At 73.6% G+C, this 13,617-nt stretch carries 15 protein-coding genes; 5 read left to right on the forward strand and 10 right to left on the reverse strand.

Going from position 1 to position 13,617, the window contains the following annotated elements:
• Window positions 1-11 precede the first annotated feature (11 nt).
• On the forward strand, window positions 12-431 hold the full coding sequence (locus E2C06_RS16770) for a hypothetical protein (protein WP_133289761.1): 420 nt from the start codon (window positions 12-14) through the stop codon (window positions 429-431).
• On the opposite strand, the gene E2C06_RS16775 is transcribed toward E2C06_RS16770, so the two are convergent.
• Window positions 385-1,131 (reverse strand): aspartate/glutamate racemase family protein, encoded by a 747-nt coding sequence (locus E2C06_RS16775; protein ID WP_133289762.1) that lies wholly within the window; start codon window positions 1,129-1,131, stop codon window positions 385-387. The genes E2C06_RS16770 and E2C06_RS16775 overlap by 47 nt on opposite strands.
• 52 nt (window positions 1,132-1,183) lie before the next feature.
• On the opposite strand from E2C06_RS16775, the gene E2C06_RS16780 reads away from it, so the two are divergent.
• Window positions 1,184-2,167: a Bug family tripartite tricarboxylate transporter substrate binding protein gene (locus E2C06_RS16780; RefSeq protein WP_133289763.1), complete on the forward strand. Its 984-nt coding sequence runs from the start codon at window positions 1,184-1,186 to the stop codon at window positions 2,165-2,167.
• Here E2C06_RS16780 and E2C06_RS16785 read toward each other — a convergent pair.
• The 8 genes from E2C06_RS16785 to E2C06_RS16820 all read right to left on the reverse strand — a co-directional run bounded on the left by E2C06_RS16785 (window position 2,164) and on the right by E2C06_RS16820 (window position 9,804).
• Window positions 2,164-2,568: a DUF2852 domain-containing protein gene (locus E2C06_RS16785; RefSeq protein WP_206664568.1), complete on the reverse strand. Its 405-nt coding sequence runs from the start codon at window positions 2,566-2,568 to the stop codon at window positions 2,164-2,166. The two genes, E2C06_RS16780 and E2C06_RS16785, sit on opposite strands and share 4 nt — an antisense overlap.
• Before the next feature lie 66 nt (window positions 2,569-2,634).
• The gene (locus E2C06_RS16790) at window positions 2,635-3,252 is read right to left on the reverse strand and encodes a TetR/AcrR family transcriptional regulator (RefSeq protein WP_133289764.1); all 618 of its coding nucleotides are present in this window, start codon (window positions 3,250-3,252) and stop codon (window positions 2,635-2,637) included.
• A gap of 229 nt (window positions 3,253-3,481) precedes the next feature.
• Window positions 3,482-4,222 (reverse strand): hypothetical protein, encoded by a 741-nt coding sequence (locus E2C06_RS16795; RefSeq protein WP_133289765.1) that lies wholly within the window; start codon window positions 4,220-4,222, stop codon window positions 3,482-3,484.
• A 65-nt stretch (window positions 4,223-4,287) separates the two neighbouring features.
• A complete protein-coding gene (locus E2C06_RS16800; protein WP_133289766.1) occupies window positions 4,288-4,710 on the reverse strand; it encodes a PaaI family thioesterase in 423 nt (140 codons plus the stop codon).
• Window positions 4,710-5,900 (reverse strand): imidazolonepropionase, encoded by a 1,191-nt coding sequence (gene hutI / locus E2C06_RS16805; protein WP_133289767.1) that lies wholly within the window; start codon window positions 5,898-5,900, stop codon window positions 4,710-4,712. The genes E2C06_RS16800 and hutI overlap by 1 nt, the downstream gene beginning before the upstream one ends.
• Window positions 5,900-7,396, reverse strand: a complete 1,497-nt coding sequence (gene hutH, locus E2C06_RS16810; protein ID WP_133289768.1) for a histidine ammonia-lyase — start codon at window positions 7,394-7,396, stop codon at window positions 5,900-5,902. The genes hutI and hutH overlap by 1 nt, the downstream gene beginning before the upstream one ends.
• Complete coding sequence (hutU, locus tag E2C06_RS16815) at window positions 7,393-9,060, reverse strand: urocanate hydratase (RefSeq protein WP_133289769.1); 1,668 nt, start codon at window positions 9,058-9,060, stop codon at window positions 7,393-7,395. Before hutU ends, hutH begins: the two co-directional genes overlap by 4 nt.
• Before the next feature lie 36 nt (window positions 9,061-9,096).
• Window positions 9,097-9,804: a phosphatase PAP2 family protein gene (locus E2C06_RS16820; RefSeq protein WP_133289770.1), complete on the reverse strand. Its 708-nt coding sequence runs from the start codon at window positions 9,802-9,804 to the stop codon at window positions 9,097-9,099.
• On the opposite strand from E2C06_RS16820, the gene E2C06_RS16825 reads away from it, so the two are divergent.
• The gene (locus E2C06_RS16825) at window positions 9,803-10,774 is read left to right on the forward strand and encodes a lipid kinase (protein ID WP_133289771.1); all 972 of its coding nucleotides are present in this window, start codon (window positions 9,803-9,805) and stop codon (window positions 10,772-10,774) included. The two genes, E2C06_RS16820 and E2C06_RS16825, sit on opposite strands and share 2 nt — an antisense overlap.
• A gap of 40 nt (window positions 10,775-10,814) precedes the next feature.
• Here E2C06_RS16825 and E2C06_RS16830 read toward each other — a convergent pair whose 3' ends face one another.
• Window positions 10,815-11,318: an MOSC domain-containing protein gene (locus E2C06_RS16830; protein WP_133289772.1), complete on the reverse strand. Its 504-nt coding sequence runs from the start codon at window positions 11,316-11,318 to the stop codon at window positions 10,815-10,817.
• A 95-nt stretch (window positions 11,319-11,413) separates the two neighbouring features.
• Between E2C06_RS16830 and E2C06_RS16835 the strand changes: the two genes are divergently transcribed.
• Entirely contained in the window at window positions 11,414-12,772 is a 1,359-nt protein-coding gene (locus E2C06_RS16835) for a formimidoylglutamate deiminase (RefSeq protein ID WP_133289773.1), read from the forward strand.
• A complete protein-coding gene (locus tag E2C06_RS16840; RefSeq protein ID WP_133289774.1) occupies window positions 12,769-13,524 on the forward strand; it encodes an SDR family NAD(P)-dependent oxidoreductase in 756 nt (251 codons plus the stop codon). The genes E2C06_RS16835 and E2C06_RS16840 overlap by 4 nt, the downstream gene beginning before the upstream one ends.
• Window positions 13,525-13,617: the final 93 nt, after the last annotated feature.

A 13,617-nucleotide genomic window follows, 5' to 3' on the forward strand; every position in this document is an offset into this window, starting at 1 on the left:
AGGCTGCGGCCATGCGCCTGCTTCCGGTCCTGTTGCCCGCCGTCCTGGCCTGCGTGCCCGCCCTGGCGCAGGACCTGCCCAGCTGCGGCCCCGGCCGCGAAGGGATGGTGGCCTGCTTCGGCGAGAAGCTCTGCGCATGCCGCTGGGCACCGGGCGGCACGCTGACGGGCCGTCCGCCCGGCCATCGCTGGGATTGCGGCGTGCTGCGCCCGGCTTGCGGCGTCACCCCGGCCGGCCCGCCGCCGGGCGAATCGCCGCCGATCTCGGTGATGCCGTTCCTTCAGCAGAATCCGGCGCCCTCGGCCGACGGCTCCGCCGCTCAGGGGTCATCTCCCCAGGCCGCCTCGTCCTGGCCCGGCGGCACGCCGGCGCCGGACCCGCGCCTCACCCCGCGAAACGGCGCGGCCGCAGCCCCGCGTGGAACCAGGTGATGAGGGAATAGATGTCGAAGACCGGCAGGCCGAGCGCGGCCTGCAGCGCCGCCGCGTAGGGCGGCATGTTGGTGCATTCCAGCACGACGGCGCCGATCCCGGGATGCGCCGCGACCAGCGCCTGTCCGGCCTCCAGGATGTCCTGCTCGGCCAGCGCCACGTCCATGTCGACCGCCTCGGCCCTGATCAGCACGCGGAAGAACTCCCGCCCGCCCTCGGTGCCCTTGATGGGCGTGTCGAGCGGCACGCCGGCGGCCTCGAGATGCGCGGGGGTGAGCGAGCCCTGGCTGACCGTCAGCACGCCGACCCGCCTGCCCGGCGGCAGCGTCGCCTGTACCCAGGGCACCTGCATCAGGGAGGAGGTCGCCACCGGCACGCCGACCGCGGCGGCGATCTCCCGCTGGAACAGCGAAAGGAAGCCGCAATTGGTGGTGATGGCCTCGGCGCCCTGGGCGACCAGGTCCTGCGCCGCGGCGACGAAGTCGGGCAGCAGGCCGCGCGCGCCCTGCAGCACCACGCGCTCGGGGCTGGCACCGCGCACGACGCGGTAGAGCACCGGGAAGGGCCAGGTGCCGGCATTGCCCATGTCGCCGGGAATGCGCGGGAAACGGGCTTCCAGCATAAGGATGCCCAAGGGCGCGCCATAGATGGCCTTGCCGCCGCGGGCGATGCGCGGCGCGGGGGAGTCTTGCAGGTTCATGCCGCCAGCTTAGCCCGCTAGATTGGCCGGCGGAACGGGAAGGACGGGCCGCATGCTCCGCCGCGCGACGATGCTGATCGGGTTGATGCTGGCCCCCCTGCCGCCGGCCACGGCGCAGGAGGCCTGGCCCAGCCGCCCCATCACCCTGCTCGGCGGCTTCCCCAATGGCGCCGGCACCGACATCTATGCCCGCAAGCTGGCCGAGCCGCTCGGCCGCGCCCTCGGGCAGCCGGTGGTCGTCGACAACCGCAGCGGTGCCGGCGGCAACATCGCCTCCGAGGCGGTGGCGAAGGCGCGGCCGGACGGGTACCTGTTCCTGATCGGCACGGCGGGGACCCATGCGATCAACGCCACGCTCTACAAGGCGCTGCCCTTCGACCCGCTGCGCGACGTGACGCATGTCACCCTGCTCGGCGACGTGCCGAACGTGCTGCTGGTGAACCCGGAGAAGCGGCCGCAATACCGCACCTGCGCCGACCTGGTCGCGGCGGCGAAGGCGCGGCCGGGAGCGCTGAACTATGCCTCGACCGGCAACGGCGCCTCCACCCACCTGGCCGCGGCGCAATTCGCCGCCGCGGCGGGGATCGACCTGGTGCACGTGCCCTATCGGGGCCAGCCCGGCGCGATCCAGGCGCTGCTCGGCGGCGACGTCGACCTGTTCTTCAACCAGGTCGGGCTCTCCATCGGGCCGGTGACGCAGGGCCAGGCGCTGGCGCTCGGCGTGACCGTGCCGCGTCCGGTCGCCGCCCTGCCCGGGGTACCGACAGTGGCCGAGGCCTGCGCCCTGCCGGGCTTCGAGAGCAGCACCTGGTACGGGTTGTTCGGCCCGCCCCACTTGCCGCAGGCGATCCAGCAGCGGATGCAGGCGGAGGTGGCCAGGATCCTCGCCACCCCGGACTTCCGGGCTTGGCTGGTGCAAAGCCAGGGCATCACCCCGCCGGCCGATGCCTCGCCCGAGGCCTTCCGCCGGGTGCACGAGGCGGATATCGCCCGCTGGGCGGCCATTGTCCGGCGCTCCGGCGCCAGCCTGGACTAGGTCCCGGCAGGCCCGCGGCCCTGCATGAAGCGGTCGAATTCCTCTCGGTCCCGGGCGCGCTTCAGTTGATCGAGGAATGCACCGAACTCGCGCTGCTGGTCGTCGAGCGCCCGCCGCTCCACCGCCAGCCGCTGCAGCACCGCCGCGCGGTGCGCGTCGAAGGCGGTATTGCCGGTGACGGCGGCGGGCTGCCCCGGCATGCCGAAGCCGCCCCGCGACCCGGCGAGGCGGCCGCCCTTCCAGAGCGCCAGCACCGCCAGGCCGAGCGGCCACCAGGTGGCGAAGCCGGCCACCATGGCGAGCACCGGCACCGCCGGATGGAGGCGCGCGCCAAGCTCGCCGACGCGACGTGCCAGGATCGAGACGGCCTGCGGGGGAAAGGACGGGACGCAGGCGGACATGGGCTCCTCCATGGAAAAGTGAATACCATTTACTTAGCGCCCGGGGAGACCGCGAGTCAATGCAATTCACATGCGGCCCAGCAGCGCCTTCACCCCCTTCTCCAGCACTGCCTCCGCCGCCGGGGCGCCGCTCTCGGGCGCCGGCATCCCGGCCCGCTCCAGCATCGCCACCCCATGCGAGAGCGCCCAGACCTGCATGGCCACGAGCCGCGGGGTGCGTCCGGCGAGCCCCTCGCCGCCCGGCAAAAGGGCGCCGATCGTGCCGGTCAGCGCCTCGAAGGGGCTGCCCTTCTCCGCTTCGCCGGCCGTCTCCTCGGACTGCACGCTGAACATGGCGGCGTAGTAGCCCGGCTCCTCCCGGGCGAAGGCCAGGTAGGCCGGCCCCATGCGCCGCAGCGCCTCGGCCGCGTCGCTGGTGCCCCCGGCGGCGGCCTGCAGCCGCTGGCTGAACAGCGTGAAGCCGCGCCGGCAGAGCTCCGCGAGCACCTCCTCGCGGTCCTTGAAATGCCGGTAGGGTGCGCTGGGCGAGACCCCGGCGCGGCGGGCCGCTTCGGTCAAGGTGAAGGCCTGCGGCCCACGTTCCCCGACCAGTTGCTTGGCGCCTTCGAGCAGGGCCTCCCGCAGGTTGCCGTGGTGATAGCCGCGACGCGCGGCCAGGTCGGGGATCGGTTTTGCCTGGGCCATGCGGGCCAGAAATCCCGAGAAACTTAGTTACTGCAAGTGTCTCGCCGTTACAGATCCGGCGTTTCGCCGCACAAAGACCGCTTTTGCAAGGCTTTAGGCCGCGTAAGGTGATCTCAAGAAAGCGTGAGCTCGTGGGATTCGGACCTCACGCGCGTTCCGAAGCCCGTCTCTCGTCTGCATTTTGAGGCAACGGCGGCGTCCGCCTGCCGCTGCGCGCGGAGTCGCCGCGTCAGAAATCGACGGAAAGGATGAATTTCCCCGCCCAGCGATCGCTGGCATGGGTCAGCCCATGGCCAAGCCCGAAGTGCAGGCCGAGCTTCTCGCCGACCTTGAAGTCGGTGGTGACGAAAAGCTGGTGCGCCTGGCCGGACGGCTTGGCCGGCCGGTCGATCCGGTCGAAATCCATGTAGTGCTCCAGCCCCAGCCAGACGGTTTCCGCCACCCGCCGCACCCCGCGCATTGCCGGGGCGAAGATCGGCCCGTCCCGCCCGAGCGGGAATTCCACCGCGGGGTTGAGGATGAGCTGCCAGGGGCCGGAACGGAAATCCAGGATCGGCCGCAGGGTCAGCGCCCAGTCGGTCGAGGAGAAGCGGTAGGACTGGTGCCGTATCTCCACGTCGAGCCCGGCGGCCAGCGGCCGGTCGGCGGCGCCGGGGGTGACGAAGCTGTTCCGCAGCTTGAAGCCGCCGCCGAAGGTGTCGCCAGAGAATTCCCGGGCGACCGGGAGGTAGACGGCGACCTCGTGCCAGGGCGCGGTCGCGTAGCCGATCTCGGCGGTCAGCAGCCCGCCGTTGCGCGGCGCCCCCTGCCCGTCGAGGATCCCCCGCCGCCCGGCATTGAGATGCAGGTTCAGGTCGACGCTGCCCGGCTCGGTGATCCGGCCGTCGAAGACCTGGAACTCGTCGAAGACGGCGGCCTCCGCGCCGCAGGCGAGCAGCGTAAGGGCGAAGGCGAGGGCGGCGCGGCGCATGGTTGCGGTTCCGGCATTGGGTGCCGCCAACGCGCCGCCGCCGCTGCCGTTCCCGCTGCCGCGCGTCAGCGTGCCGGGGCGATGACCGTCCAGGTCGTGGTGACATGGGTCGCCAGTTCCGCCGAGCCCTCGGCGCGGATCAGGATCTCGCCGAAGACCTGCCGGCGGCCCTGCTTGACCAGGCGCGCCTCGGCCAGCACCGGGCCGCTGCCGGCGGGGCGGAGGAAGTTGACCGTCATGGTGCTGGTGACGCTGTCGTCCCGCCCCTCGGTCGTCGAGAGCAGCGCCGCCCACATCGCCACGTCGGCCAGGCCCATCAGGGCGGGACCGGACACCGTGTTGCCGGGGCGCAGCAGCAGGGGCTTGGCCGGCAGGCGGACCAGCGCGGTGCCGGCCTCGGCCGCCAGCACCTCGATCTCCCACTCCGCGGCGAGCGGCACGCCGCGCCGCATGATGGCCTGGATCTCGGCCGGGCTCAGGTTGCTCATCAACGTCCTTCAACCACGCGGCCGATGCAGGGATTGCCGCCGAGCCAGTAGCAGAGCTCGGCCGGCCGGGCGATCCGGTAGAGCGCGAGGTCGCAGCGAAGGCCGGGCGCGAGCCGGCCGCGGTCCGCGAGCCCCAGGGCGGCCGCGGCGTTCACCGTGACGCCGCGCAGCGCCTCCGCCACGGTCAGGCGGAACAGGGTGCAGCCCATGTTCAGCATCAGCAGCAGCGACAGCGCGGGCGAGGAGCCCGGGTTGAAGTCGGTGGCGACCGCCATCCGGAGGCCGGCCGTGCGCATCGCGGCGATGTCGGGCCGCGCCGTCTCGCGCAGGAAGTAGCAGGCGCCGGGCAGCAGCACGGCGACGCAGCCGGCCGCGGCCATGGCCGCCAGCCCCGCCGCATCGGCGCGCTCGAGGTGGTCGACCGAGAGCACGCCGTGCCGCGCGCCGAGCGCGGCGCTGCCGGCATCGGCATGCTGGTCGCCGTGCAGCTTCGCGGGGATCGCGTGCCGGCGGGCGGCATCCAGCACCCGGCCGGCCTCGGCATCGTCGAAGGCCAGCGGGTCGTGGAAGACGTCGACCGCATCGGCGAGGCCGGCGGCGGCCGCGGCCGGCACCGTCTCCTCGGCGACCAGCCGGGCATAGTCGGCGCGGCGGCCGGCGTATTCCGGCGGCACGGCATGCGCGGCGAGCAGCGTGGTGACGACCGAGAGCGGCAGCTCGGCGCCGAGGCGGCGGGCTGCGCGGAGCTGGCGCAGCTCGGTCGCGGTGTCGAGCCCGTAGCCCGACTTCACCTCGAGCGTCGTGACCCCCTCCGCCATCAGCGTCCTGGCGCGCGGCAAGGCGGCGGCGAGCAGCGCGTCCTCGCTGGCGGCGCGCGTCGCCCGGACGGTCGAGAGGATGCCGCCGCCGGCCTTGAGGATCGCGGCATAGTCCTCCCCGGCCAGGCGCCGCTCGAACTCGTCTGCCCGGTCGCCGCCGAAGACGAGGTGGGTGTGGCAGTCGATCAGGCCCGGCAGGATCCAGGCACCGCCGCAGTCCACCGTCTCCCGCGCCGGCCCGGGCACCGCGCCGCGCGGGCCGACCCAGGCGATGCGGCCGGCGGTCACGGCGACGGCACCGTCCTCGACGATCCCGAGGGCGTCGCCCTCCATGCTGGCGAGGTTGGCGTTCAGCCAGACGCGATCGAACATCAGCCGAAATCCACCAGGCCGGCGAAGCGCCCGTGCTCGACCAGCGCCTTCACCGCGGCGATGTCGGGCGCCATGACGCGGTCGGTCTCCCAGGGACCGGCGACCTCGCGCACCATCCCATGCGCGCGTTCGACCGGCGCCGAGGATTGCAGGGGACGGTGGAACTCGAGGCCCTGCGCCGCGGCCAGCAGCTCGATCGAGAGGATGCCGGCGAGGTTGTCCGCCATGTCGTGCAGCCGCAGCGCGGCGCCGGTCGCCATGCTGACATGGTCCTCCTGGTTGGCGCTGGTCGGCAGGCTGTCGGTGCTGCGCGGCGTGGCGAGCGCACGGTTCTCGGCGACCAGGGCGGCGGCCGTGACCTGGGCCAGCATGAAGCCGGAATTCAGCCCGCCCTCCCGCACCAGGAAGGCCGGCAGGCCGGAGAGCGCCGGATCGGTCAGCAGGGCGATGCGGCGCTCGGCGATCGAGCCCAGCTCGGCCAGCGCCAGGGCCAGCGCATCGGCGGCGAAGGCGACCGGCTCGGCGTGGAAGTTGCCGCCGGAAAGGATGTCGCCGTCGATCACCAGCGGGTTGTCGGTGACGGCATTGGCCTCGCGTTGCAGCACCTGGGCGGCATGCGCCATCAGGTCGAGGCAGGCGCCGGCCACCTGCGGCTGGCAGCGCAGGGAATAGGGATCCTGCACCCGCGGGTCGCCGATGCGGTGGCTGTCGCGGATGGCGCTGCCGGCCAGCAGCCCGCGCAGCGCCGCGGCGGCGCGGATCTGGCCGGGCTGGCCGCGCAGGGCATGGATGCGGGCATCGAAGGGTGTGTCGCTGCCGCGCGCCGCATCGGTGCTCATCGCGCCGGCGACCAGGGCGGTGCGCAGCAGGTCCTCAGCGGCAAACAAGGCGGCGAGCGCGAGCGCGGTGCTGACCTGGGTGCCGTTCAGCAGCGCCAGCCCCTCCTTCGGACCAAGGACCAGCGGGGCGATGCCGGCGCGCTCCAGCGCCGCGGCGCCGGGCATGACGGTGCCTTCCACGAAGGCCTCGCCCTCCCCGATCAGCACCAGCGAGAGATGCGCCAGCGGCGCTAGGTCGCCCGAAGCGCCGACCGAGCCGCGCGCCGGGATGGCCGGCGTGACCCCGGCCTCGAGCAGCGCCAGCAATGCCTCCACCACCACCGGGCGGACACCGGAGGCGCCCCGGGCCAGCGACAGCGCCTTCAGCGCCAGGACCAGCCGAACGACCGGCGCCGGCAGCAGCGGCCCGGTGCCGGCGGCATGGCTGCGGACGAGGTTGAGCTGGAGCTGCGCCAGTTGGGCATCCGGGATGCGGGTGCTGGCGAGTTTCCCGAAGCCGGTATTGACGCCGTAGAGCGCCTCGCCCTGCGCCATGCGGGCGTGGAGCGCCCCGGCCGAGGCCTCGACCGGCAGGCGCCAGTCCTCGGGCAGCGCCAGCGGCGCGCCCTCCATGACGGCGCGCAGCGCGGAAAGGCCGGCGCTGCCGGGGGCGATCACTTGAACAACATGGGCAGGTCGAGCCCATGCTCCCGCGCGCAGTCGATGGCGATGTCGTAGCCGGCATCGGCATGGCGCATCACGCCGGTCGCCGGGTCGTTCCACAGCACGCGCTTGAGGCGCCGCGCCGCGTCCTCGGTGCCGTCGCAGACGATGACCATGCCGGCATGCTGGCTGAACCCCATCCCGACCCCGCCGCCATGGTGCAGCGAGACCCAGGTGGCGCCCGAGGCGGTGTTCAGCAGCGCGTTCAGCAGCGGCCAGTCGGAAACGGCATCCGACCCGTCCCGCATCGCCTCGGTCTCCCGGTTGGGCGAGGCGACGCTGCCGCTGTCGAGGTGGTCGCGGCCGATGACGATGGGGCCGATCTCGCCCCGCGCCACCATCTCGTTGAAGGCGAGGCCGAGCCAGTCGCGCTGGCCGAGCCCGACCCAGCAGATCCGCGCCGGCAGCCCTTGGAAGCTGATCCGCGCGCGGGCCATGTCGAGCCAGCGGTGCAGGTGGGCATCGTCCGGGATCAGCTCCCGCACCTTCGCATCCGTCCTGTAGATGTCCTCCGGGTCGCCCGACAGCGCCGCCCAGCGGAAGGGGCCGACGCCGCGGCAGAAGAGCGGGCGGATATAGGCGGGCACGAAGCCGGGAAAGCCGAAGGCATTGGCGAGGCCCTCCTCCTTCGCCATCTGCCGGATGTTGTTGCCGTAGTCGAGCACCTTTGCGCCGCGGTCCTGGAAGTCCAGCATCGCCTGGACATGGGCCACCATGCTGCGCTTCGCCGCCGCGGCGACCGCGGCCGGGTCGCTCTCCCGCTTCGCCGCCCATTCCGCGAGGGTCCAGCCGGCCGGCAGGTAGCCGTTGGCCGGGTCATGCGCGCTGGTCTGGTCGGTGACGATGTCGGGGATCACGCCGCGGCGGACCAGGTCCGGGAAAACCTCCGCCGCATTGCCGAGCAGGCCGACGCTGATGGCGCGGCCCTCGGCGCAGGCCTTGCGGATCATCGCCAGCGCGGCGTCGAGGTCGTCGGCCCGATGGTCGAGGTAGCGCGTCTCCAGCCGCTTCTCGATCGACGATGGCTGGCATTCCACCGCCAGCACCGAGGCCCCGGCGAAGACGCCGGCCAGCGGCTGCGCCCCGCCCATGCCGCCGAGCCCGCCGGTCAGGATCCAGCGCCCCCGCAGGTCGCCGCCGAAATGCTGGCGGCCGCATTCGGCGAAGGTCTCGTAGGTGCCCTGCACGATGCCCTGGCTGCCGATATAGATCCAGGACCCCGCGGTCATCTGGCCGTACATCATCAGGCCCTTCCGATCGAGCTCGGAGAAATGCTCCCAGCTCGCCCAGCGCGGGACAAGGTTGCTGTTGGCGATCAGCACGCGGGGCGCGTCCTTGTGCGTCTCGAAGACGCCGACCGGCTTGCCGGACTGCACCAGCAGGGTCTGGGTCTCCTCCAGGCGGCGGAGCGTGGCGACGATCGCCTCGTAGCTCGCCCAGTCGCGCGCGGCGCGACCGATGCCGCCATAGACCACAAGCTCGCCCGGCTTCTCCGCCACCTGGTCGTCGAGGTTGTTCATCAGCATCCGGAGCGGCGCTTCCGTCGTCCAGTGCCGGGCGGATTTCTCGAGGCCCCGGGGGGCGCGGATCGCGGGGGCGTTGCGGAAGCGGTCGGTCATCCCGGCAGGATAGCCATGCCGGGGGCCGCAAGTCAGTCAGCTTCGGCGGCGCCAGTCGCGCAGCATCAGCCAGCAGGCCATGGCCCAGGCGGCGCCGAGGCACCATCCCGCCAGCACGTCGGTCGGCCAGTGCACGCCAAGCCAGACCCGGCTGCCGCCGACCAGCAGGGTCAGCGCCACCGCCATGCCGAGGATATAGGCCCGGTGCCGCCGCCGCCGCGCGCCGCTGGCCAGCAGAGCGCCGAGCGTGAGGAAGCCGATGGCCGAGAGCATCGCATGGCCGCTGGGGAAGGAGGCCGTCTGCACCTCGGCCAGCCGCGCCACCAGGGCCGGCCTCGGCCGGTCGAAGCCCTGCTTGAGCAGGCTGTTCAGCAGCAGCCCGCCGGGCAGGGAGACCGCCAGCAGCACCACCGCCCGCCAGCGCCCGTCCAGCAGCAGGTAGCCCAGCGCCAGCAGCCCGAGCAGCGCCAGCACGGGGATGCTGCCGAGCGCGGTCACCTCGCGCGCCGAGAGCGTCAGCCAGGTCGGCCCGATCGGCTGGTCGGGCGCGCCGGGCCGGCGCAGCGCCAGCAGCACGGCCTCGTCGAAGCGGTGGGTGCCGCCCTCCACCAGCTGCATCACCGCGGCGAAGCCGAGCAGGCCGGCGGCGACCACCGCCAGCGCCGCCAGCGCCGCCCCCTGCCCCAGCGCGAAGCGGCCGATCCGTCCCAACAGCCCCCTCGGCCGGGCCACGACATCATCCATGTCGTTGCAACCCGCGGCGGGCTCGGCGGTTGCAACGGCGCAACAGGCCGGAGCCGGGACCATCGAAACGAAACTCCCCGCAGCCGGGCGCGCCCTGCTGATCGTCAACCGCCATGCCCGCAGCGGCGCCGAGCAGGCCGATGCCGCGGCCAAGGCCCTGGCCGAGGCCGGGCTCGAGGCGCAGGCCTTCGACCCGCCGGAGGGCATGTCCTGCGCCGAGGCGGTCAGCACCGGCCTGGCGCAAGGCGGCTTCGACCGGGTGGTGATCGGCGGCGGCGACGGCACGCTGAACGCCGCGATCCCCGGGCTGCTCGAGGCCGGCCTGCCCTTCGGCATCATGCCGCTCGGCACCGCCAACGACCTCGCCCGCAGCCTCGGCATCCCCTTCGAGCTGGACGGCGCCGCGCAGGTGATCGCCACCGCGGCGCCGCGGCCGGTCGACCTCGGCGAGGTCAATGGCCATCCCTATTTCAACGTGGCGAGCATAGGGTTCAGCGCCGAGCTGGCCACGGAGCTGAAGGCGGAGGCGAAGAAACGCTGGGGCAAGCTGGGCTACGGCGTCGCCGCGCTCGGCCTGGTGCGGCGGGCGCGGCCCTTCACCGCCACGCTGATCCATGACGGCAGGACCGAGCGGGTGCGGACCATCCAGGTCTCGGTCGGCAACGGCCGGCACTATGGCGGCGGGATGACGGTCTCGGAGGAGGCCCGGCCGGATGACGGATTGCTCGACGTCTACAGCCTGGAAGTGCGGCACTGGTGGCGGCTGGTGGCGCTGCTGCCCTGGCTGCGGCGGGGAACGCAGGGCAGCTGGCGGGACGTCCGCGCCTTCCGCACCACGGGGCTCGAGTTGCGCACCCGCCGGCCGCGGCCGGTGAACACCGATGGCGAACTGACCACGCATACCCCGGCTGTCTTCCGGCTGCGGCCGGCGGCGCTGCGGGTCTTCGCCCCGGCCGAGGGCGGGACCTGAGCCGGGCCAGCCCGCCGCCTGTTGCCGAAGGCATGCCGGTTCAAAGCCGGACGACGCCATCGCCGAGGCGGATCGCGCCGCCCCCCAGCACCCGCGCGGTGATGCCGCCATGGCCGCGGACGGCGTTGTAGCCGCCCGGGCCGAGAATCTCCTCCATGCGGGAACACGGGTGGCATTCCCCGCTGTGCTCCAGCACCGCGTCGCCGATGCGGAATCGCCGCCCCTTCAAGGCCAGCAGGTTCAGCCCGGCGGTGACGAGGTTGCGCCGGAGGCTTTCGGGCGCGACCGCCTCCCGGCCGAGAAAGGCGGCGATGGCGGCCAGGTGCTCGGCGGCGATCAGCGTCTCCTGCCGCGCGCCGCTTGCGGCGCCGGCCCAGCGGTCGCCGTCCAGCCCCTGCCCCGGCGCCAGCACGGCTCCCTCCACCGCCAGCATCGGCGCCCGCCGGGCCGGGCGCAGGCCGATCCAGGCGAGCCGGCCGGGCGCCATCGGCCCGCCCAGCAGCCGGGCCATGAGCGAATCGGGGGGCGGCGATCCTCGGTCCATCCGGGCAGCCTAGGGCAAACGGCGGCTGCACGGACCCGCCGCGGCGCGATCGCCACGGCTGGCGCAGCGGCCCGCCGCGCGGGCATCATGCCGCCATGACGGAATTCCATGCACGCGCCGCGCTCCTCCCGGATGGCTGGGCCGCCGACGTCCTGGTCGCCGCCGATGCCGCGGGGACCATCACCGCTGTCACCCCGGGCGCGCCGCCCGGCGCCGCCGACCGGCTGCGCGGCGCGGTCGTCCCCGGCGTGCCGAACCTGCATTCCCACGCCTTCCAGCGCGCCATGGCCGGCGGCGCGGAACGCCGCAGCCCGGCCGGGCAGGACAGCTTCTGGACCTGGCGGGACACCATGTACCGCTTCGTCGGCCGGCTGACGCCGGAGGACGCCGAGGCGGTCGCGGCGCAGCTCTACGTCGAGCTCCTCGAATGGGGTTTCACCGGCGTCGCCGAATTCCACTACCTGCACCACCAGCCCGACGGCACGGCCTATGCCGAGCCGGCCGAGATGGCGCTGCGGCACCTGGCGGCGGCGCGGCGGGCGGGGATCGGGATCACCCTGCTGCCCAGCCTCTACCGCCATGGCGGCATCTTCGGCCGCGACCCGGTGCCGGGGCAGCGGCGCTTCCTGAACGACCTCGACCCTTACCTGCGCATCCTTGAGGCCTGCCGCGCGGCGATCGCGGGCGATCCTCAATCGGCAGTCGGCATGGCGCCGCACAGCCTGCGCGCGGTGACGCCCGCCATGCTGCAGGCGGTCGCCGCCCTGCCCGGCCCCATCCACATCCACGCCGCCGAGCAGCTGCGCGAGGTGGCGGAGTGCGAGGCCGCCACCGGCGCCCGCCCGGTGCGGTGGCTGCTGGACAACGCGCCCGTCGATGCCCGCTGGTGCCTGATCCACGCCACCCACATGGACGCGGCGGAGTGCGCGGCGCTGGCCGCGACCGGCGCGGTCGCCGGACTCTGCCCCTCGACCGAGGCCTCGCTCGGCGACGGCACCTTCCCGCTGCGCGGCTATCTCGAAGCCGGCGGGCGGCTCGGCATCGGCACCGACAGCCATGTCGGCACCTCGCCGCGCGACGAGCTGCGCCAGCTCGAGTGCAGCCAGCGCCTCGCCCTGCACGAACGCGCCGTGGCGACGAGCGAGGCCGCGCCGCATCCCGGCCGGCTGCTGCTGGAGGCGGCGCTGGCCGGCGGCGCCCAGGCCAGCGGCCGGCCGCTCGGCGGCATCGCCCCGGGGCTGCGCTGCGACCTGGTGGAGCTCGACGACGAGCACCCCTCGCTGCTGGGCCGGACCGGCGACAGCCTGCTCGATGCCTGGGTGTTTTCCGGCCAGGCCAATCCCGTCCGCACCGTCGTCGTCGGGGCGAAGCGGGTGGTCGAGGCCGGGCGCCATGTCGCGCGCCTGGAGACCGGCGAGGCCTTTGCGAGATCGATGCGGAGATTGCCGGCATGACCGAGGGCCCGCTGCACGGGAAGATCGCCTATGTCACCGGGGGCAGCCGGGGCATCGGCCGCGCCATCGCGCTGGCCTTCGCCGAGGCCGGCGCCGAGGTGGCGATCTGCCACCTGGGCGACGCGGCGCAGGCGGCGACGCTGGTGCAGGCCGTCACCGCCCGCGGGCGGCGCGGCTTCCAGATGGACGCCGACGTCGCCGCCCCCGCCGCGACGCGCGCCTTCGCCGCGGCGGCCGAGGCCGCGCTCGGCCCCTGCGACATCCTGGTGAACAACGCGGGCATCAACATCCGCGGCCCCTTCGAGACGATCTCGGAGGCCGACTACGACCGCGTCGTCGATGTCCATGTGAAGGGCATGTTCTTCATGGCCCAGGCGGTCTATCCGGGCATGGTCGCGCGCGGCCAGGGGCGGATCATCAACATCGCCTCGCAGCTCGCCTTCAAGGGCGGCCCGGAGATCGTGCCCTATTGCACCGCCAAGGCCGGCATCGTCGGCTTCACCCGAAGCCTCGCCTGGGAGGCGGCGCCGAAGGGCATCCAGGTGAACGCCATCGCGCCTGGTCCCATCGAGACCGACCTGACCCGCGCCCGCGGGCCGGACTGGAAGAAGGCGATGGAGGACACGATCCTGGCCGGGCGGCTCGGCCGGCCGGAGGAGATCGCGGCGACCGCGCTGCTGCTGGCCGGGCCGGGCGGGGCCTTCTACGTCGGCGCGACGCTGTCGCCGAACGGCGGCGACGTGATGCACTGAGGTTGCGTGCGCCGGGGCGGCGGCCGGCGGGCCGCCGGCCGCAACGATCACGGCAGGCAAAGATCGGACACCCCTGCACGATATGCTGGCGGG

It is taken from the genome of Dankookia rubra (assembly GCF_004355005.1).
GTDB classification, from domain to species: Bacteria; Pseudomonadota; Alphaproteobacteria; order Acetobacterales; family Acetobacteraceae; genus Paracraurococcus; species Paracraurococcus ruber_A.